At 71.6% G+C, this 20,015-nt stretch carries 13 protein-coding genes and 1 tRNA gene; 8 read left to right on the top strand and 6 right to left on the bottom strand.

What is annotated here, in order from left to right:
* Positions 1-217 precede the first annotated feature (217 nt).
* A complete protein-coding gene (locus tag FHU37_RS04455; RefSeq protein ID WP_179812919.1) occupies positions 218-2,104 on the bottom strand; it encodes a rhamnogalacturonan lyase family protein in 1,887 nt (628 codons plus the stop codon).
* 410 nt (positions 2,105-2,514) lie between these two features.
* On the bottom strand, positions 2,515-5,247 hold the full coding sequence (locus tag FHU37_RS04460) for an exo-rhamnogalacturonan lyase family protein (protein ID WP_179812920.1): 2,733 nt from the start codon (positions 5,245-5,247) through the stop codon (positions 2,515-2,517).
* 442 nt (positions 5,248-5,689) lie between these two features.
* Between FHU37_RS04460 and FHU37_RS04465 the strand changes: the two genes are divergently transcribed.
* Positions 5,690-6,709: a hydroxyacid dehydrogenase gene (locus tag FHU37_RS04465; RefSeq protein WP_179812921.1), complete on the top strand. Its 1,020-nt coding sequence runs from the start codon at positions 5,690-5,692 to the stop codon at positions 6,707-6,709.
* A 224-nt stretch (positions 6,710-6,933) separates the two neighbouring features.
* Here the strand turns inward: FHU37_RS04465 and FHU37_RS04470 are convergent, their stop codons facing one another.
* Positions 6,934-8,019 carry a LacI family DNA-binding transcriptional regulator gene (locus tag FHU37_RS04470; RefSeq protein WP_179812922.1) on the bottom strand — a complete coding sequence of 362 codons (1,086 nt, stop codon included), beginning with the start codon at positions 8,017-8,019 and terminating at the stop codon, positions 6,934-6,936.
* A gap of 152 nt (positions 8,020-8,171) precedes the next feature.
* Between FHU37_RS04470 and FHU37_RS28860 the strand changes: the two genes are divergently transcribed.
* The 3 genes from FHU37_RS28860 (at position 8,172) to FHU37_RS04485 (ending at position 12,903) form a co-directional block, all read left to right on the top strand.
* Entirely contained in the window at positions 8,172-10,877 is a 2,706-nt protein-coding gene (locus FHU37_RS28860; RefSeq protein ID WP_179812923.1) for a helix-turn-helix transcriptional regulator, read from the top strand.
* A 3-nt stretch (positions 10,878-10,880) separates the two neighbouring features.
* Positions 10,881-11,759, top strand: coding sequence for an alpha/beta hydrolase (locus FHU37_RS04480; RefSeq protein WP_179812924.1), 879 nt, complete (start codon positions 10,881-10,883; stop codon positions 11,757-11,759).
* Between the two features lie 541 nt (positions 11,760-12,300).
* A complete protein-coding gene (locus tag FHU37_RS04485) occupies positions 12,301-12,903 on the top strand; it encodes a M23 family metallopeptidase (protein ID WP_179812925.1) in 603 nt (200 codons plus the stop codon).
* Positions 12,904-13,157: 254 nt separating this feature from the next.
* Here the strand turns inward: FHU37_RS04485 and FHU37_RS04490 are convergent, their stop codons facing one another.
* Together FHU37_RS04490 and FHU37_RS04495 are read right to left on the bottom strand one after the other, a co-directional pair.
* Complete coding sequence (locus tag FHU37_RS04490) at positions 13,158-13,655, bottom strand: hypothetical protein (protein ID WP_246449557.1); 498 nt, start codon at positions 13,653-13,655, stop codon at positions 13,158-13,160.
* A gap of 1,890 nt (positions 13,656-15,545) precedes the next feature.
* Positions 15,546-15,630: transfer RNA gene (locus FHU37_RS04495), tRNA-Leu, on the bottom strand.
* Positions 15,631-15,866: 236 nt separating this feature from the next.
* On the opposite strand from FHU37_RS04495, the gene FHU37_RS04500 reads away from it, so the two are divergent.
* From FHU37_RS04500 to FHU37_RS04510, 3 genes are all read left to right on the top strand, one after another.
* Complete coding sequence (locus tag FHU37_RS04500; protein WP_179812926.1) at positions 15,867-17,201, top strand: M20/M25/M40 family metallo-hydrolase; 1,335 nt, start codon at positions 15,867-15,869, stop codon at positions 17,199-17,201.
* 188 nt (positions 17,202-17,389) lie between these two features.
* Positions 17,390-17,650 carry a chaplin gene (locus tag FHU37_RS04505; protein ID WP_179812927.1) on the top strand — a complete coding sequence of 87 codons (261 nt, stop codon included), beginning with the start codon at positions 17,390-17,392 and terminating at the stop codon, positions 17,648-17,650.
* A 327-nt stretch (positions 17,651-17,977) separates the two neighbouring features.
* The gene (locus tag FHU37_RS04510; RefSeq protein WP_246449558.1) at positions 17,978-18,787 is read left to right on the top strand and encodes a chaplin; all 810 of its coding nucleotides are present in this window, start codon (positions 17,978-17,980) and stop codon (positions 18,785-18,787) included.
* Between the two features lie 292 nt (positions 18,788-19,079).
* Here FHU37_RS04510 and FHU37_RS04515 read toward each other — a convergent pair whose 3' ends face one another.
* Positions 19,080-19,274 carry a DUF5703 family protein gene (locus FHU37_RS04515; protein WP_179812929.1) on the bottom strand — a complete coding sequence of 65 codons (195 nt, stop codon included), beginning with the start codon at positions 19,272-19,274 and terminating at the stop codon, positions 19,080-19,082.
* 47 nt (positions 19,275-19,321) lie between these two features.
* On the opposite strand from FHU37_RS04515, the gene FHU37_RS04520 reads away from it, so the two are divergent.
* Positions 19,322-19,972, top strand: coding sequence for a hypothetical protein (locus tag FHU37_RS04520; protein WP_179812930.1), 651 nt, complete (start codon positions 19,322-19,324; stop codon positions 19,970-19,972).
* Positions 19,973-20,015: the final 43 nt, after the last annotated feature.

A 20,015-nucleotide genomic window follows, 5' to 3' on the forward strand; every position in this document is an offset into this window, starting at 1 on the left:
GGCCGGGGTAACGGGGAACGTCGCGGGGCAAGCGCTTTCTAATTGGTCGGGAAGTATTCCAACGCGTTAACAGGCCGTCAAGGGTGAACGCACGGCGGAGTTCTCCCGCCATTTCCGCCGGCGGAGTGTCGCCGTGCCCTGCTCACGAACACCCCGGCCCCCCGCCGGCGGGGAGACCGGGGGGCCGGGGCGGGATGGCCGGGAAACGGGGAGTCGATCACCCCGCGTAGGTGATGTTGGGCGTCGGGGGCCGGGTCATGCCGTGGCCGAGGAAGTAGTCCACGTGGTGGGACTGCACGTAGCCCTTGAGGGTCATGGCGTTGCGATAGGCGGGGTTGTGGGCGAGCGTGTACAGCCTGGTGTCGGTCGGCCGGTTCGTGGTGAAGATGATCAGTTCGTCCTGGGCGGCGTTGGTGTAGACGGCCTCCTCGCGCCAGTCGCCGAAGAGGTCGCCGACCAGTGTGGGGTTGCGACCGCCACTGGCGTTGACCGCGCCGTAGTGCGAGAGGGTGAGCAGCCTCGGCAGGCTGTTGCTGGGGGTGGGGTTGGCCGGGTCCCACTTCTCGATCTTGCCGTCGTTGAGCAGTTCCATGCCGAGGTCGCCGTCCCACCACAGGCCCAGGTGCGGCCAGGGGGCCAGGTCGGTGTTCGGCTCGGTGAGCCGGTTGCTGCCCGCGTTGTAGACGCCGGAGAAGGACCAGACCTCCATGCCGGGGAAGCGCGGGTCGATGTCGCCGGCCATGCCGCGCCCCACGTCGCCGGTGCCGTCCTCGACGTGCCGCCAGAGCATGGTGCCGTTCCCGGCTCCGTAGTAGTACTCGCGCAGCCCGCTGGGGTTGTTCTGCTGCACGCCGTAGCCCTCCAGCCCGGGGCGGCTGGGGTCCATGTCGGCGATGTGGAAGCGGTCGCCGTGCACGACTCCCTCGTCGGCCAGCGAGTAGCGCAGGGTCCCGTCGCCGTTGAGGACGAACCCGATCTCGGCGATCTCGTCCCGGCCGTCGCCGTCGACGTCGATGATGCGGGTGTTGTGCCCGTCCGCGTGGTTCGCGCCGCCGCGCAGCCACTTCCACTGGTTGGTCACCGACTGGCCGTTGAAACGCCAGGCGGTGAACATCAGGTTGAAGTCCCCCTCGCCCTGCCGGTTCTTCATGAAGGCGACGAGGCTGGGCGTGACGCCGTCGAGGTACCCCACCCCGAACCGGGCGTACATCGGACCGTCGGACAGGTAGTCGGTCGGCACCGGGGCGGTGGCCCGAGCCGCTCCGGTCAGGCCGTCGAGAACGGCGATGAACTGGCGGTTGTCGTCGCTGTGCCGGAACGTGGTGCCGTCGCCGAGGACCACCCCGTTGGCGATCCGCACGGCGACCTCGGCGCGGCCGTCGCTGTCGAGGTCGTAGACGGTGACGCCGTCCCAGTGGCCCACGTCGATGGTGGACGAGCCACCCTCGATGTTGTCCTGGTCCACGCTGTTCGGCCCCATGTCGACTTCCCACAGGAACCGCCCGTCGCTCCGGTACGCCTCCAGTTTCTGCGGGGAGGTCTGCCGGTCCAGGACGTAGTCGTAGGCGCCGTCACCGTCGAGGTCGCCGACCCAGACGAACTTGACCGGGCCGCCGGGACGCAGCGGCACGCGGACCGCCGGCTCCTGGGCGTGGTTGGCCGTCAGTGTGAAGGCCCTGCTGGGCGCCTGCTCCACGCCGCCGACGACCGGCGCGACCCGGTACCGGTTCTCCCGGGTCAGGTCGGCCCCGGTGTCGCGGTAGTTGGTTCCCCGGGTCAGCGCGCTGGAGTTGAGCTTGACCCAGCTGCCGCCGGCGGTGGACCGGTAGACGTTGAAGCCGATTCCGGCCGGGTCGAGACCCAGCAGCCGCCACGACACCAGGACCTCGGTGCCGCTGGAGCGCACGGCGACGACCCCGCGGTCCAGGTCCTCCATCGGACGACCGGCTGCCACCGCCACGTCGCCCGCCGGGGCCGCGCCGGCGGCCGGCGCGGAGGCGGCGCTCGTCTGGGTGGCACCGGCGACCAGTGCGAGCGCGACGGCCAGGGCCGCCGGAACGGTGGCCACCCGGCGTGGGGCGCGCCACCTCTGTTTGCTGTGCATGAAGACCACCTCGTCCTCGTTCCGGGTGCGTGCGGTGACGCGGATCGCCGCGGTCCCAGCCGGCGGGACGCCAGGACTCGGGCCGCGCAGGGCCACAGAAGAGTTAAAACGCTTGCAGTGGGATGGAAGCATGTCGCCAGGTTCACGACAAGAGGTTCGGAGTTCCGTTCTGCCGTGTCAGTAGGCCGACTTGGGTCACTGGCGGGATTCCTCGCTGTAGTGAGGTGATCGCCAGTGTGTATGCACTGGGCCATCGGAATTAAAACGCTTACAGCCAGGGCCCGCTTCGGCGCGGCTGATCCGCCGGGATCCACCCGCCGAACCCGCCCCGCCCCGGGCAGGCCGCACACGGCCTGCCCGGGGCGGGCGGTTCGGCGAGGCGCCCGCGGCGGGCGCCTCGCCCCGGGGCCCTACTCGATGTGGTCGCCGACCAGCGCCAGGCACTGGATGGCCGCCAGACCGAACTGCGCGCTCGCGTTGGTGGAGAGGTCCGCCTCGTCGACGGGGTTGAGCACGGCCGGTCCCTCGATGCGGGTCGAGGTGAACGGGTGGTCGTGGGGGTAGCCCGCGTGCCCCGTGCGCAGCTCCCGCCAGGCGCGCTCGGCGAGGCCGTCGTCGTCCAGTTGCACCGCGGCGTAGGCGGTGGCCCGGGAGTAGGCCTGACGCAGGTTGAGGCTGCCCCAGTCCGACCCGGTGGCCTCGCGCTGTTCGGCCCTGGTCGCGTTGTAGAGCCGGCAGAACTCCACCCACTTGGCCTTCACCCGGGCGTCGTCGATCAGGTCGAGCAACTCGGTCATGACCTCGATCAGACCGAACACCGAGCTCAGGCTCCCGATGGACACGCTCCGTTCGGTGGTCGCCGAGAACCGGCCGTCGTACAGGTTGTACGTGATGTCCCCGCCCTGCGCCCAGCCGTTGGGCAGCGCGGCGATCGTGGTGGCGCCGTTGACCAGCTTCTCCCGGGCCCGCGGGTCGCCGTTGCGTTCCCACTCGGCGAGCCAGGCCATGGCCAGCGCGCCCCAGTCGGTGGTCCTGCCCACCGCGAGCGCCCGCGGATCGGGGTCGTACTCCCCCTCCCTGATCTTGCGTGACGGGTCGAGGACGAGGAAGCTCCGGTCGGAGTCGACCAGTTCGTGCAGCAGGTCGCCGACGCGTTCGTCCGCGGTGAGGAAGTAGTAGAACCGCCGGTAGCCGGCGTTGCTGATCCGGACCTGCTTGGCGCTGTCGCCCCAGTGCTGGACGCCGTGCCGGGTGCCCAGGCCCCGCCACTCGCCAAGGTGGTAGACGTCGACCTCGCCGGTGTGCCGGGTCATCGCCTCGGCGAACCGGAACGCCTGGGCGTCCCCGGTGCGCAGGTAGTGGTACCACAGCCACAGGTCGGTGGAGAGTTCGGAGTTGTCCCAGGCGTAGCCGCCGATGTCGTAGCGCCAGGTGTGGCGGTCCCCGTCGTAGCTGTGCATGATGTCGCCGTAGTCCCAGAAGCCGTACCAGGAGCGCTGGTCGACCTGCTCCCGGTGGAAGCGGTGCATCAGGTCCAGCTTGTCCTCCAGCTCCCGCTTGGCGGCGCTGGAACGGTCCACCGGGCTCCAGGAGCCGAACACCCCGGCCGAGCTGGTGTGCTGGGGGCTCGCCACCAGCAGCGGCGGCGTGGCGTTGGCCGCGGCGAGTTCGGTGAAGCGCTGGGCGGTCGGGGTGGCCTCCAGCGCCCAGAACGTCAGCTCGGTGGTGCGGGCGACGCCGTACGGGGTGCCGAAGCCGGGCTCGTAGTCCTCGTAGGTGATCTCCAGCCCTTCGAGCTGCTCGGGGTAGGTGTCCTGGCCGAGGCCGTCGTGGTAGAAGCGCAGGTCCATCGCGCCCGCGCGGGGCGACCACATCCAGACGGTGGCCTGGGCCTCGTCGCCGGCGGCTCCGCTGATCTCCAGCTCGGTCGGGTGCAGCTTCCAGAAGTCGCGCATGCCGAAGGCCAGCCCGCCGGTGGGGGAGCCCACGTAGGCCAGTCCCTCCGCCCGGCGTCCGCCGTCGACCCGGAGCCACGAGTGGCCCTGCTTGGTGCGCTTGTGGATCTCGAAGCCGTGCGCGTTGAGCTGGCGCAGGCTGTAGTCGCCGAAGGTGGGGATCAGGTGCAGGCGTGAGGAGACCCGGGTGTCCCAGGTGCTGGTGTCGGGCGTCGCCCGGCCCTCGTACTGCGCGGTCCGGACCGCCGCTCCGGGGTCGCGCCGCAGCCCGGTGATGCCGCGCACGGCCTCGGCGAGCACGCCGTCGCCCTCGCCGGCGAAGCGGACGTGCCGGTCGTGCGGTTCGCCGCGCATCGGCACCGCGAACCGCACGCCGAGCCCGTTGATGAAGTCCTTCTGCTCGTTCCCGTCGTACATGAAGGTGTGCACCACGCGGAGGGCGTCGGAGCCCGCGTACAGGTAGAACCGCACGACGAAGGGGAGCCAGGAGCGCCGGCCCTTGCGGTGCTTGCCCTCCACCTTGATCACGGCGCGGACGGGGCCGCTCTGCTCGACGTGCGCCGAGTCCACGAAGCCGGTGAAGGACTCGGACTTGACCACGGTGGCGCCGTCGCCGCTCGGCTGGTCCTGGCGGGAGGCGACCAGCCGTCCGGCCCGGGCGATGACGGTGCCGCCGCGCGTCATGGACTTGACGACCTGGTCCCCGGTGCGGCCGAAGACCACCTGGACCACGCCGGTGTCCACGACGATCTCGCCACCGCTGCTGCGGACGGTCAGGGGCGTCGCGGGTCTGGTGGCCGGGCCCGCCTCCAGACGGTAGCTCTCGCCGCGCGGGGCGGCCGAGCTGACGGCGTGGGCCGTCCACTTCACCGAGCCGTCCGGCCACCAGCCGGTGGGCCAGCTCTGCACCGGAACCCGCTCGCCCGACGCCGTGGTCAGCGAGAACTCCTGGTCGGGGGCGAAGGCGCCGCGGGGCCACGGCACTCCCCAGGTGGTCCCGGCGGCGAGTTCGGCCGGCGTGCCGCCCTCCAGCCACCGCAGCTGGACAGGGTCATGACCATTCAGTTCCGGGAGGGCGGCGGGCGGTGCGGTCTCGGCGTGGGCCTGGCTCACCTGGCTGGCCAGGAGGGCGGCGGCGGCACCACCGGCGGCCGAGGCCAGCACGGTGCGACGACTGAGGTGGACCACGGTGTTCGACTCCTTGGGGATGAGAGGCGGCCACGCGCCCCGCCGACTGGTCGGCGGGCGCGAAGGGGAGGGCACCCGCGTGCGGTCCACGGGGGACACCGGAGAGGGGGAGTCCGAGGGCGCGGCGGGCGCCACGTGACCGTGAACGCCCGCCTTCTGACGGCATCATCAACGGACACACATATTTACACTGGTTCGATCACGCAAACCAGAGTCTGACCAGAGGCGACTTGGGCATCCCACCCCCTCACCGAAGCTCCGGGACCCGAAGAAACCGCTGCTAACCAGGACGAACGCCCTGGGTGACGCCACCTCCGGGCTGCCGCGGTTCGATGGACGATGATGGACGGTGTGTGCGATTGTGTGCGCTGATGGCGCATCATCGTCGATTCTTCCGATCAATCGACCGTACGTGCCTGCGACTTCAGGAGGAGAACCCAACGTGACGTCGGACCCTTCGCCGCGCCGCCCGCCGACCGCTGTCGTGCTGGCTCCCGGCCTGCGTGACGAGCTGTTCGGCCGCGCCGAATCGGAGGAACTGGCCCGTACGGCTGACCTGGTGGCCGAGTGTCCCAGCGGCCGCGCGCTGCTGACCCACCCGCGGCGGGGTGAGGTGGAGGTGCTGGTCACCTCGTGGGGAGCGCCGCGGCTGACCGCGGAGGTGCTCGACGAGCTGCCGGCGCTGCGCACCGTGCTCCATGCCGCCGGCTCGGTCCGCAAGCTGGTCAGCGACGCCGTCTGGGAGCGCGGCCTGGTCGTCGTCTCGGCCGCCGACGCCAACAACGAGCCCGTCGCCGAGTTCGTCTACGCGCACGTGGTGCTGGCGCTCAAGGACGTTCACCGCCGGTCGCGGCACATCGCCGAGACCGGCGCGCTCCCGCCGCTGGAGGCGGTGCCGGGGATCTACGGCCAGAGCGTCGGGCTGGTGTCCTTCGGCTCGACCGCCCGGAAGGTCGCGCGGCGACTGCGCCGGCTGGACGCGGAGGTCCTCGCCTGGGACCCCTTCCAGGACGACGGCGCCTTCCGCGCGGAGGGGGTGACCCGGGTGGCCGGCCTGCGCGAGCTCGCCCGCGCCTCCCGAGTGCTGAGCATCCACACCCCGCTCATTCCGGGCCGGACGGAGAAGCTGGTCACCGGCGACCTGCTGCGTGCGCTGCCCCACGGCGCCACGCTGATCAACACCGCGCGCGGGGCGGTGGTCGACGAGGAGGCCATGATCGAGGTGCTCCTGGAGCGGCCGGACCTGTTCGCCGTGCTGGACGTGACGACCGAGGAGCCGCCGGCGCCGGGATCGCCGCTGTACTCCCTGCCGAACGTCACGCTCACCGGGCACGTCGCCGGCACGGTGGGCGGCGAGCGCCGCGCGATGGGACGACTCGTGGTGCACGAGCTGCGGCGCCTCGCCCTCGGACTGGCCCCGCGGCACGCCGTCTCGGCCGAGGCCGCGCGCCTGCGGGCCTGAGCACCACCCCGCCCGGGCCCCCGTGCGGCCCGGGTGACCTCTGTCGGCGAAAGACGTCGCAGAGGTATTGACCCACCTGTGCAAGCGTTTTAACTTCTGCTGACTCCCCACCACAGCCGAGGAGGCCCCGTGGCCGCGCTGCTACGCGAGCGCCCTGGGAAAATGATGGTGAGAGGTGGCGGACCTCCCCGGCGGCGCGGAGGTGGACGTCGGAGCCCGGGACGTCAGCTCGGCGCCGACGGGGGATCCCCCAGCACGGTGCGGACGGAGTCGCGCACCACGATGTGCGTGCCCAGCATGTGGTGCTGGCTGGTGCCGGGGGCCGCGGCCTCCAGGGCGAGTCGGACGGCGGTGCGGCCGAGCTCCTGGTGCGGGACGTGAACCGTGGTCAGGCCGATGTCGGCCGCCGGCGGAAGGTCGTCGAAACCGACCAGCGAGACGTCGTCGGGCACCCGCAGCCCGTGTTCGAGCAGCGCCTGGCGCGCGCCCGCGGCGATCAGGTCGTTGCAGGCCACGACGGCGGTGAAGTCGCGCGGGCCGGCCGCCAGCCGCTGGCGCATCATGCGGTGGCCCTCCTCGCGCTCCATGCTCCCGTCGACCTCCAGGGCCGCGTCGTGCGGGAGGCGGTGCGCCGCCAGTGCCGCGCGGTAGCCGGCGACCCGGCTGTCGGGCGTGGTGAACCCGGCGCGCCGTCCTAGGAACAGGATGCGGCGGTGGCCCGCGGAGATCAGGTGGCTGGTGATGGCGAACGCCCCGCCGGTGTTGTCGTACTCCACCACGATGGCCGGCACGTCGGGCCCCAGCGACGGCCGGCCGCACAGCACCAGCTGGGAGCCGGCCAGCGCCAGCGCCCGGGCGTACTCCACCATGCGCGCGCGGTAGGCGTCGTCGGGCAGGATGTTGCCGACCAGGATCACCGCCTCGGCGTGCTGCTCCCGCATCAGCCGGATGATGTCCAGTTCCCGCTGGGAGTCGGCGCCGGTGGTGCCGACGAGCACCACCCTGCCCTCCCGCGCGGCCTGGTCCTGCACCCCCTGCGCGACGTGGGCGTAGTGCGGGGACAGCACGGAGTTCACCACGATGGCCACGTTCTTCGGCCGCACCCGCGCCAGCCCCCGCGCCCGCGCGTCCGCCACGTAGTCGAGCTCGCGCACCGCGCGCATCACCCGGTTCCGGGTGGCGGGGGAGTTGGGGTAGCTGCCCGAGAGGATCCGCGACACCGTGGCGACGGAGACCCCGGCGTGCTCGGCGACGTCCCGGATCGTCGTACGGCGGGCCCGCCCGTCCTCGGCGGCGGAACGACGAACCACCAGACCTCCCTGGGCGGCGCACCATGTAAACGCTTCCGCGAAGCATGACCGGCACGCGGACCCCCGTCAAACCCCCCGCCCACACCGACAGCCCCTCCGAACCCAGGTCGCCCCGGCCGGTGCGGCGTGGACGTCTCCTACAGTGGGCGCTTGTGCTCTACGGAAGATCCGCCGAAATCAGCGCGCTCGACGAGGTGATCGCCCGGGCCCGCGACGGCTCCGGCGGCGCGGCGTTGCTGCGGGGCGAGGCAGGCGCCGGCAAGACCGCCCTGCTCGACGCGGCGGCCACACGGGCCGGCGCGATGCGCGTGCTGCGGGCCACCGGCGTCGAGCCCGAGTCCGACCTCGCGTTCGCGGCGCTGCACCAACTCCTGTGGCCGGTGACCGGCTCGCTGGACGCGCTGCCAAAACCCCAGCGCGACGCCGTGCGCGCGGCGCTGGGCCTCGCCACGGGCGGTGACGGCGACCGGTACCTGCTGGCCGCCGGCGTGCTGTCGCTGCTGGCCGAGGCCGCCGTTCCGGCCGGGCTGCTCTGCGTCGTCGACGACTTCCAGTGGGTCGACCGGGCGTCGGCCGACGCACTGCTGTTCGCCGCCAGGAGGCTGGGCACGGAACGCGTCGCGATGCTGTTCGCCGTGCGGGGGGACGCGCCGGTCAAGGGCGTGCCGCTGACGGTGGACGTAGGTGGCCTGCCCGGCTCCGCGGCGGCCGAGATGCTGAAGTCCCGCTACGGTGTGCGACCCGGCGTGGCACGCGAACTCGTCACGCTGACCCGCGCGAACCCACTCGCCCTGAGCGAGATCGCCGCCCGCCTGACGCCCGCGCAGCTCGCCGGACGCGCCCCGCTTCCCGACCCGCTTCCCGGTGGTGCCCGGCTCTTCGGCGACCGGGTGGCGGCGTTGTCCGCTCCGGCCCGGCTCCTCGCTCTGGTCGCCGCCACGGATGCCGAGCTGGACGTGGCCCTGCGCGCCACCGACCGGTTGTCCGCCGGGCAACCACTGCCGCCCGGAGAGAACACGGAGCACACCGAAGGCCGGATCGGGCCAACGGCCCTGGCGGAGCTGGAGGGGTCCGGGCTGGCGCAGCTCGCCGGAACGCGCGTGCGCTTCCGCCATCCGCTCGTCCGGGCGGCGGTGCACGAGGCGGCCACCCCCGCCGAGGTACGCCGTGTGCACGCCGTGCTGGCCGAGCTGACGGAGGGCGACGGCCGCGCCTGGCACCTGGCCGGAGCCGCCACGGGCCCGGACGAGCACGTGGCCGCCGAACTGGTGGCCGCCGCGGAGCGGGCGCGCGATCGCGGAGGCTACGGCACCGCCGCCACCGCCCTGGCCCGGGCCGCCGAGCTGACCCCCGAGCCGCACGCCCGTGCCACGCGGCTGAAGGACGCCGCCGTCGCGGCCTGGCTCGGTGGCCGTCCGGGGCAGGCGGAGTCGCTGCTCGCCGAGGCCCGCGACCTGGCCGGCGCCCACGCCGGCCTCGCCATGGAGATCGCCCAGCTCCGGGGCCGGTTCGAGCTGAACTCCGGCAACGCCGCCGAGGCCGTGCGGATCCTGGCGGCGGGCGACAGCCTGGACATGCTGGCCGACGCCGCGGAGGCCGCCTCGTACGTCGGCGACCCGGCCGCCATCATCGCGCTCGGGCGGCGGGCGGCAGCGCATCCCGAGGGGTTCCTGCGGGACACGGTCGCCGGGATCGGCCTGACGCTGGACGGCGACGCCGCGGGGCCCGGCCTGTTGCGGCGGGCGCTGGCGCGGGTCGGCGAACTGGGGGAGGCGGCGGAGTACCTGTGGGCGGCGGCCGCGGCCAGCCACCTGGGTGAGGCGGACCTGGCGAGCGAGATGGTCGACCGGGCGGGAAGGGTGGCCCGGGTGTCGGGGATGACCGGGCAGTTGCCGGTCGTGCTGGAGTTCGTCGCCACGGCCGAGCGCCTGGCGGGGCGGCTGGCGAACAGTCAGGCCGTCTCCGAGGAGGGCCTGGAACTGGCCCGGGAGGCCGGCTACGAGAACACCGTGGCCGCGCACCTGGCCAACCTGGCGGTGCTGGCGGCGCTGCGCGGCGAGGAGGAGACCTGCGAACGGCAGGCCCGCGAGGCGCTGGCCATCGCCGTACCGCATCGGGTGGGTCTGCGGGCGGGAGTCGCCGCCTACGCGCTGGCGCTCCGCGAGCTGTGCCTGGGACGCCACGCCAGGGCCCACGACCGCTTCACGGCCATCGCCGCCGCGGGACCGGGCGCCGGACATCCCACCGTGGTGTGGCGGACGGCCCCGGACCGTGTGGAGGCCGCCGTGGGCGCGGGCGACGAGGCGGGTGCCCGGGCGGCGCTGGAGGCGTACGAGCGGTCGTCGGCGCACGCCGCGACGCCCGAGGCGCACGCTCTGCTGGCCCGCTGCCGGGGCCTGACCGAGTCCTCCGAGGAGGCCTTCGGCGAGGCGTTGCGGCTGCACACCAATCCCTTCGAGGCGGCCAGGACGGCTCTGCTCCTGGGCGAGCGGCTGCGCCGCGCGCAGCGGCCGGGCGAGGCCCGGGCGCACCTGCGGACGGCGTGGGAGACGTTCGAGCGGGCGGGCGCGGGCCCGTGGGCGAGGCGTGCCCAGGCCGAGCTGCGAGCGGCGGGTGAGAGCGGGCGGGCCCAGCCGGCCGTGCTCGACGCCCTCACCCCGCAGGAACTGCGCATCGCGGGCCTGGTCGCGGACGGCTTGTCGAGCAAGCAGATCGCCGCCCGGCTCTTCCTGAGCCCGCGCACGGTGGAGTACCACCTGTACAAGATCTATCCGAAGCTGGGCATCGGCTCCCGTACGGAACTGGCGCGACTAGTAGTTCTACAGAAGGCACCGGTAACCGAAGGCGACATGCTCTGAGACATGCATGAGGTGAAGATCTGGAGTGAGGAGTTCGGCGCCGCTACGGACGCGCCGATCCTGTTGATCATGGGGTCGATGTCCCAGGGCGTCCTGTGGCCGGACGAGTTCGTCGGCCGCCTCGTCGCCGGAGGCCGCCGGGTGATCCGCTACGACCACCGGGACACCGGCATGTCGGACACGGTCGACTTCGCGGCCGAGCCGTACACGTGGGACGACATCAAGAACGACGTGTACCGCGTGCTGGACGCCCACGGCCTGGAGAGCGCCCACCTGGTCGGCCACTCGGCGGGCGGGCTGCTCGGCCAGTTCGTCGCGGTGGAGCGGCCGGAGCGGGTGCGGTCGCTGACCGTCATCGGCTCCTCACCGCTCGGTGGCGGTGAGGGGCAGGTGATCATGCGGGCCCTGATGGGGCAGCCGCAGCCCGAGGGGAGCCTGCCCGAGCCCGCGCCCGAGTTCGTGGACTTCTACCGCGCGCTGATGGCCGCCCCACCACTGGAGGACCGGCGCGCCCGGATCGACGGGATGATCGCCGAGCAGCGCCTGCTGCACGGGCGCGGGCTGCCGTTCGACGAGGACGCGGCGCGTCGGCTGCAGGAACGGATCCACGACCGGGCCCGCGACCTCTCCGCGGTGGCCAACCACCGCCTGGCCGCGGCGGCCAGGCCGGACTTCGAGCCGGTGGGCGTGCTGCACCAGGTGAAGGCCCCCACGCTGGTCATCGAGGGCACCCACGAGCCGGTCAAGCCGGGCCACGGCGCGTTCATCGCCGAGCGGATCCCGGGGGCGCGGCTCATGACCGTGACGGGAATGGGCCACACGCTGCCGCCGGAGGTGCACGAGGAGTTGGCCACCGCCGTCCTCGCGCACACGGCCGGCTGAGGTCGGCGGGGTGGGGCCCCACCGCGGGCGCGGCGTGGTGGGGGTCACGGGGGAGTGGGGGTGCCCGGTGAGGGTGCTCACAGGGCTTCAGGCTTCTACGATGCCCGGTAGGACAGCCCCAAACCTCAAATCAGGACAAACCAGGATGTTTGCTCCCGAGAGTGGTTGAATCGTTCACCGTGCGAGCCGGGCACCCGGCGAACCCCCAGCTCACCCCGGGTTCGAACCGCTGCCACCGGCCCTGATCCCCCTCTCCGCGCCCCCTTCCCCGTGGTGCGCCCGAGCCTGCCGGCCGCCTTGTTCCCGCCCCTCGCGCTACTACCCGGCGTCGTTTTGGGGGCTCTTGGCGGCCCTGGCCCGGCTTGTTACTACTTGGACTCGTTCGCCCCACCCGGCAGCCCGCACAGGGCCGCCGACGGGGCGGGCGGGGTCCGCGCCGGCGACGGTGGTGGGCCTGGTCCCCCGGCACCCACGCCGCCCTCCAGGACCACTGGAATCACCGGCCGCGGGGTGCTGGAGTCCCCGAACAAAGGTTGCTTTCGTGACGATCACCCGCACCACCGCTACCGGCCGCATCACCTCCACCCTGGGCGGCCTGCGCCGCGCCTCCGCGCGCACGGTTGCCGCCGCGACGATGCTGGCCGCCGCGACCGCGGGCATGACCGGAACCGCCCTCGCCGCCACGCACGCCACCGCCGCCCCCGTGGCGACCGTGGCCGAGGCCAAGACCGCCACCAGCGGCTTCGCCCTGCCGATCGAGGGCTCCTACACCCTGAGCGCCTCCTTCGCCCAGGCCGGCAGCAACTGGGCCAGCACCCACTCCGGCCAGGACTTCGCCGTCCCCACCGGCACCGGCGTGGACACCGTCAGCGACGGCGTCGTCTACTCGGCGAGCTACGACAGCTCCTACGGCAACAACGTCATCGTGCAGAACGCCGACGGCAAGTACGTCCTGTACGGCCACCTCTCCGAGATGACCGTCACCGCTGGTCAGAAGGTGAGCGCCGGCGACCGGATCGGCCTGTCCGGCAACACCGGCAACTCCACCGGCCCGCACCTGCACTTCGAGGTCCGCACCACCCCGGTCTACGGCTCCGCCATCAACCCGGTGGACTACCTCGCCGCCAACGGCATCACCATCTGACGCACGGCGCAGGCCCACGGGCCCCTGGGCAACGCTTCGGCGCGGCACCCCACCACACCGGTGGGGTGCCGCGCCGAAGCCGTTTCGGACAGGGGCGCACCTGGCAGGTGCTGCGAGGCTCGTGCGTGCCCCCGATATGGCTCTGTTGGTGATCCCGGGAGGCCCGGGTCCGGGAAGGGCCGGACCTCCCAGGATCGGGGCGTCTCAGCGACGAACGCCGGCGGCCCGTATCACGACGCGGTTCTCGTTGCAGATCACGACGCCGTGTTGGTGTGCCAGATCGGAACGCCGTTCCGGTCGTAGATCACGACGTTGCAGTCGTTCTGGACGGCCAGATAGGCGCCCTGTCCCGCGGTGTTCGACGCCCAGATGGGATTGCCGTCGATGTCGTACACGACGAAGTTGCCGTCGCTCTGGAACACGGCGACGTATCCGTTGGGCCAGACGTCGCGTGCCTGCCACACCGGCTCGCCGTCGCAGTAGAGCACCAGGTTCCCGTCGCCCTGCATGATCAGGGAAGCCCGACCGTTGGGTGACACCCATGCCTCGTTCTGTTCCAGGATGTTCGCCGGATCCTCCGCGTGGAGGATGAGGTCGCCCCTGAGCTGAGCCTCGGGGGCGGCCTGGATCACGGTGGCGGACTGCTCGGTCTGGGCGACCATCGCGGCCTGCGCGCCGCCAGCCGTCATGCCGCCGAGAGCGAGGGTGACCGCGGCGACCGCGACGGCCATGGACCGGTGGACCTTGAACATAACGACTCCTCCAAGGAGACGTGCCCCGAAAGGCGCCAACAACTGTCTGCATTCAAGCAAGCACTCTGCGTCACGAATAGAGGGCTGCAAGGTTTTCACGCGCGAGTGTTATCGGCGCTCTTGTAAACGTCGTGTTACGGCGGGAGGGGTGCGCCAGGGGTTGTGCACACCTGGGCATTCACACCTGAATGCGGGGCGGCGCGCATGGGCGCGCGCCGGTGGTCGGTCGCGCATTCCACATACACGGCATTTCTGTCCTGGAGTACCAACAGGAACAATCCGCACAGGAAAGAACTCCCGCCTCAGTCGGCCCGATCCTGAACCGGAGATCGTGCCGTAGTAGAACTTCCAGTGGTCGCGGCGCAGGGCCCGGCTCCTTCGCATCCGCCAGAACACGTCGTGCCCGGGCGGGGGCGGCTCCTCCCAGCTCGACGAACGTCGCCGTCCAATCCATGGTGATCGCCGACGTGCGGCTCACCCTGTGACCGGGCAACACGCCGGGCCAGTTCAGGATCGCGGGCACCCGGCCCCCGCCTTGTCGCCCGTGGCACGCTCGTGGGACAGGTCGGCGCGCCGTTCCCGGGTCTCCCGGCTGCGCTCGGCCTGTCCCCCGAGCACTCGGTCAAGACCCGTGATGACCAGGTCCAAGTCGTCGTGGAAATTGGTTGAGCGGCTGTTGGTGAGCTGTTCACGGCTTCCTGGGCGTGCTCGCGCACCACGACGTTGGCAGGTAGGGGGCGTCGTTGTGCCCCTGCTGGTACCGATCGATCCGCGTGAGCGATCTTGGTCCTTGTGGAAGAGGCCGAGGAGTTGCGTGACAGGGGGCAGGATGATTGGTCAACGGATCACCACCTCGAGGGCACCAGATGTGCTTGAGGACGCCTAAACTATGACCTCATGGATACTGCGTTAGTTGGCGCAATAGGTGCTTTGGTTGGAGCTGTGGTCGGCGGCCTGGCCACATATTTCGGCCCTCTGCACCTCCAGGCACGCGCGCAACGCAAAGAGCAGGAAGTTCGTGACCTCGAGCGCGTCGAGAGCGTCATGCAACTGATGGCTGACCTTAGAGTGGCAACAGCTATGTGGCTGAGGGACACGCTCCAAGTTTACGAAGACCTTGCGCGCGCTTCTGGAAACGCCCGTCACGACCTCGGCCCGTACGACGAAACCATGGCAAACCATGAGAAGGCGACCCGGACCGCTGTCGCTAACGCAAGTCGCTGGGGAATCCACATCGGTTCACCTCTGCCATCTGCCGCTGTCATTCACCCCATGCGACGCTTTGACGAGCGGATACGCAGAGCAATCGTCGAACAGCGAAGCCTTGACTCTGCCGAGATCCACGAGTGTCGAAAAGCCCTGGCGGACTTCGCGGAAGGGAGGTATCGCCTTGAAAGCTGTATGTGGGGCAAACTGATCAGTGCAATCGAAGAAGGAATGACTCTCCCGCAGGCTGATCGTGCCCGTTTCTTCAGGCAGGCAACCGAAATGGGTCCTCCGAGCATCGCGGAGGGGGCCTACTGGTTGGACTTGATGCGAGAGCGGGGGCCTTAGAGATGATTTGTGGTCGCCGTCGTGGCGCAGCTTGCGGTCGAGCCTGCGGGTGCGGGCCGCCGACCGGCAGTCCGTGCAGGCCCGCGAAGCGCTGGGGATTCGCTGGACGGAGGTGGACCGGGATCAGGGCATCATCGCGCGAGGCTCGCTGCCGACATCTCGGACCGGCTGGGTCCGAGCAAGTTCGTCTGATCACCCTGGCCCCTTGGGCCAGGGGACCCCAGAGAGCCGACTCTCCCAGCAAGATCCTTTCCGTTGTTCACGCGGTTGTTCACACGGGGCCTCTGAACGCCCCGGGAAACACGAAAACCCCAGGTCAACTGGGGTCTGTGTGAGTGTCCGAGGGGGGACTTGAACCCCCACCCCCTATACGGGGACTAGCACCTCAAGCTAGCGCGTCTGCCTATTCCGCCACCCGGACGTGGGCTCGTCTTCCGCTCGGTGGGCTGTGCCGCCGTGCCGTTGACGTCGTAGACATTACCAAAGATCGGCGGGGGGTGAGGAACGGTGCCCGGGGGGTGGGTGGGGTGGGGGGAGAGGGTGGGGCGTGGGGGTGGGCGGGACCGGGAGGCCGGGGGCGGGTGGAGGCGGTGCCGGGGAGGGGGGCGGGGGTAGCAAGATGGGGGGCGACCTGTCGCCGCCCGAGGGGAGAACACTGTGAGCGAGCCGAGCACGACCGGAGCGGTTTCGGTCGGGAAGCCGGACGCCGAGGTGGTGGAGCTGTGCCGGGACCTGATCCGGATAGACACCAGCAACTACGGCGACCAGCCCGGGCCGGGGGAGCGGGCCGCGGCGGAGTTCGTGGCGGAGAAGCTGGCCGAGGTGGGGCTGGAGCCGCGGATCTACGAGTCGCGGCCGGGGCGCGCCAGCACGATCGTGCGGGTGCCCGGGGAGGACTCCTCGCGGCCCGCGCTGCTGATCCACGGGCACACGGACGTGGTGCCGGCCAACGCCGACGACTGGACGTACCACCCGTTCTCCGGCGAGATCGCCGACGGGTGCGTCTGGGGGCGGGGCGCCGTGGACATGAAGGACTTCGACGCCATGACGCTCTCCGTGGTGCGGGACCGGATGCGCAGCGGGCGCAGGCCGCCCCGTGACCTGGTGCTGGCGTTCCTGGCCGACGAGGAGGCCGGCGGGACGTACGGGGCCCGGTACCTCGTGGACAACCACCCGGAGCTGTTCGAGGGCGTCACCGAGGCGATCGGCGAGGTGGGCGGCTTCTCGTTCACGGTGAACGAGAACCTGCGGCTGTACCTGGTGGAGACGGCGGAGAAGGGCATCCACTGGATGCGGCTGACCGTCGACGGCCGGGCCGGGCACGGCTCGATGACCAACGAGGACAACGCCGTCACCGAGCTGTGCGAGGCCGTGGCGCGGGTCGGCCGGCACCGCTTCCCCGTCCGGGTCACCAAGACGGTGCGCTCGTTCCTGGACGAGCTCTCCGACGCGCTGGGCGTGGAGCTCGACCCGGAGGACATGGACGCCACGCTGGCCAAGCTGGGCGGGATCGCGCGGATGATCGGCACCACGCTGCGCAACACCGCGCAGCCCACCATGCTGGGCGCCGGTTACAAGGTCAACGTGATCCCCGGGCAGGCCACCGCGCACCTGGACGCCCGCTTCCTGCCGGGCTACGAGGAGGAGTTCCTGGAGCAGCTCGACGAACTGCTCGGCCCGCGGGTGCGGCGGGAGGACGTGCACGCCGACAAGGCGCTGGAGACCAGCTTCGACGGGGCGCTGGTGGAGGCCATGCAGACGTCGCTGAGCGCCTTCGACCCGGCGGCGCGGGCCGTGCCGTACATGCTCTCCGGCGGCACGGACGCGAAGTCCTTCTCCGACCTCGGCATCCGCTGCTTCGGCTTCGCGCCGCTGCGGCTGCCCCCGGAGATGGACTTCGCCGGGATGTTCCACGGGGTGGACGAGCGGGTGCCGGTGGACGGGCTTACCTTCGGCGCCAACGTGCTGGACCGCTTCCTCGACCTGTGCTGACGGCGTCCCTGCCGTGCTGGCGGCGTTCCCGCTGCGCTGACGGCCCTCCCGGGTGCCGGGTGGGTCCGTCGCAGTAGGAATGGTCACTCAACGGAGTGATCAAGCTCGATTCGAGTAGCCGTGCGTCACTTCCCCCGTTGTGATGGGTTCGGGCACGGACACCGCCGTGCCCGAACAAGGAGGAAGTGATGAAGCTCATCAAGATGCTCGCGGTCGCAGCCGCCGGCACCGGCCTCGTGCTCGGCGGCGCCGGTGTCGCCAGCGCGGACGCGGAGGCGGAGGGTGAAGCGATCGGGTCCCCGGGCATCGTCTCGGGGAACGTCATCCAGGCCCCGATCCACATCCCGGCCAACGTCTGCGGCAACACGATCGACATCATCGGCGTGCTGAACCCCGCGGGCGGCAACGCATGCGTGAACGCGGAAGAGGAAGAGGAAGAGGAGTTCTAGGGGCCGGGCGACGTCACCGGGGACCGACCGAGGCCCCGGGCACGGATCGCTGACAGGGGTGGCTGCGCGCGTGGTTGGGCGCCGTGCGCGGAGCCACCCCTTTCGCGCCCCCGTTCCGCGCCGCGCCCTCTCTCCGCGGCGACCGGCATCGCCGCGATGCCCTGGGTGCTCGGGTGAATCCCGAGGGTTACTCCACCCGTTCGAGTGAAATCGAGCGAGGGTCACTACCGGGCGGGCCTTCCGTCGTTGTTGTTTGCACGGACAACCGTCCGTGCGACCGACGCGGAAGGCAGGAAATCAATGCGACAGGTGGCCAGAGGGGGCCTCATGCTGGTTGTGGCCACGGGAGGCGTGCTGGCGCCCACCGCGGGTGCCGCATACGCCGCTGAGGCGGATGGGGCCGCTGTCGACTCGCCCGGTGTGGCCTCCGGGAACAGCATCCAGGTGCCGATCGACATCCCGATCAACATCTGCGGCAACACCGTCAACGTCATCGGCGTGCTCAATCCGACTGTCGGCAACGTCTGCGCCAACACGTCCGTCGACGGCGAGGACGACGCCGAGCAGGGGCCCGGCCCCGACGGCGGCCCCGGTAGCGACGTGGTCGACGGCGACGGGGCGGCCGGCGCGGAGGCGTCCAGTGTCGCGGCGGGCTCCCCGGGCGTGCTCTCCGGCAACAGCGTGCAGATCCCGGTGCACGTCCCGCTGAACGTCTGCGGCAACAGCGTGGACGTCGTCGGCGTCCTCAACCCCACCACGGGCAACGAGTGCGACAACGTCGCCGTGGAGGAGCCGGAGCGCACCACCCCCGGTGACGACGGCGACACCGGGCCCGAGGACGGCGGAGACGACTGCGACAAGGAGTGCGGCCCGGCGCCGGAGGGCGACAAGCCCGACGACGACGAGGTCGACGGCGCCGGCGACTCCCCGGACCAGGAGAAGGACGACGACGAGGTCGCCGCCGCCGGACCGGCGGAGGTGGCTCCGGCCGCCGACGAGCGCGCCGTCGCCGCCGCCCCGGGCGTCCTCGCGGAGACCGGCGCCGGCACCGACATGGCGGTGGCGGCCGGTCTGGGCGCCGCGCTGATCGCCGGCGGCGGGCTGCTGTACCGGCGCCGCGCGGGCGCCCGGGGCTGACCCGTCCGCGGCCGCCCCTCCGGGGCCGCCCCTCCGGGGCCGAACGTCCGAGGCCGAACGTCCGAGGCCGACCGGGCGCGCCTGACCGTCGGCGGCCGACCGTCCACGGCGGCGGCGCTCCCTCCACATACCACCGGGCCGGCCCGCGTCTCGCGGGCCGGCCCGGTGTGTGATGCGTCACGTCGGTGTGCCGTCGGGTCGGGGTGAAGTGTCGGGGTCGAGGTTGACGCACGCCGCCGAGGGCGGTGACGGCGCCCGCTGAGCCGCCGTCACGCGCCACCGGCGCGGTCGCTCACGCTCTCGGGAGGAAGGCTCGCTGGCGGATGATGCGTCGGCGCAGCACGACGCGCCGGGAGCCGTCCCGGTACAGGCGTACCCGGGCCAGTTCCCAGTGGCCGTACTCCGCGTGGTCGGTCAGCAACTGCCGGGCCGCGCTCCGGGAGGTGCCGCGCGGCAGGGTCAACTCGTGGAATTCATACTCGCCCATCACAACCATTGTGCGCGTGGAGGCCGTCTCCCGATACCGTCAGCACCATGTCTGATGCCGTGCAGTCCTCCGCAGCCGAGGTACGCGCTGCCGTCGAGTCGCTCAAGGCCGCCTTGGATCGTCACCTGACCGCGGTGGAGAACCGCTCGGGCGAGAACGATCCCGCGGTGACCCGCGCGTTCGCGGAGCTCTCGGCAGCGGCCGACGCCTATGACGAGATCCTCTACGACGCCTACGACGAGGTGATCCCCTTCGAGGTCCCGGGCGACGACCGCCCGGAGACGTACGAGGGCCCGGAACAGCCCGAGGCGATCAGCGTGCTGGTGCGCCGCGACTACCTCATCGCGGAACCCAGCGTTCTGGTGGAACACGCCCGTCGGCTCCACGCGGCCGGGGCCGACGCCGGTGTCGGCCATGTCGGCGCGGACGGCGCGGAGAGCGTGAACGCCGCCCTCAGCCTGCTGTTCAACCAGTACGAGCCCGACGAGATCGCCACCCGGAGCGAGGAGTTCGGACTGGAGGAGGGCGACTCCACGCTGTGGGTCACCGCCATCGAGCCGACCGAGCCGGGGGAGTGGCTGAACGACCCGTTCGAGGACGCCGACCCCCGGCGGGCGATCTGTCGCTTCGACGTCAGCGCCGTCTTCGACGACGATGACGACGACTTCCTGGACGAGGAGGACCTCGACGAGGAGTGAGGCCACCGCCTCGCCCCCACCGGTGGCGGCCTCGATCGAGCCG

The organism is Allostreptomyces psammosilenae (assembly GCF_013407765.1).
Lineage (GTDB): Bacteria > Actinomycetota > Actinomycetes > Streptomycetales > Streptomycetaceae > Allostreptomyces > Allostreptomyces psammosilenae.

Bases quoted from the DNA above. Each gene is read 5' to 3' on its own strand.
- FHU37_RS04455 (WP_179812919.1), bottom strand. From the start codon at position 2,104: ATGCACAGCAAACAGAGGTGGCGCGCCCCACGCCGGGTGGCCACCGTT.
- FHU37_RS04480 (WP_179812924.1), top strand. From the start codon at position 10,881: ATGCATGAGGTGAAGATCTGGAGTGAGGAGTTCGGCGCCGCTACGGAC.
- FHU37_RS04490 (WP_246449557.1), bottom strand. From the start codon at position 13,655: ATGTTCAAGGTCCACCGGTCCATGGCCGTCGCGGTCGCCGCGGTCACC.
- FHU37_RS04505 (WP_179812927.1), top strand. From the start codon at position 17,390: ATGAAGCTCATCAAGATGCTCGCGGTCGCAGCCGCCGGCACCGGCCTC.
- FHU37_RS04510 (WP_246449558.1), top strand. From the start codon at position 17,978: ATGCTGGTTGTGGCCACGGGAGGCGTGCTGGCGCCCACCGCGGGTGCC.
- FHU37_RS04515 (WP_179812929.1), bottom strand. From the start codon at position 19,274: ATGGGCGAGTATGAATTCCACGAGTTGACCCTGCCGCGCGGCACCTCC.
- FHU37_RS04520 (WP_179812930.1), top strand. From the start codon at position 19,322: ATGTCTGATGCCGTGCAGTCCTCCGCAGCCGAGGTACGCGCTGCCGTC.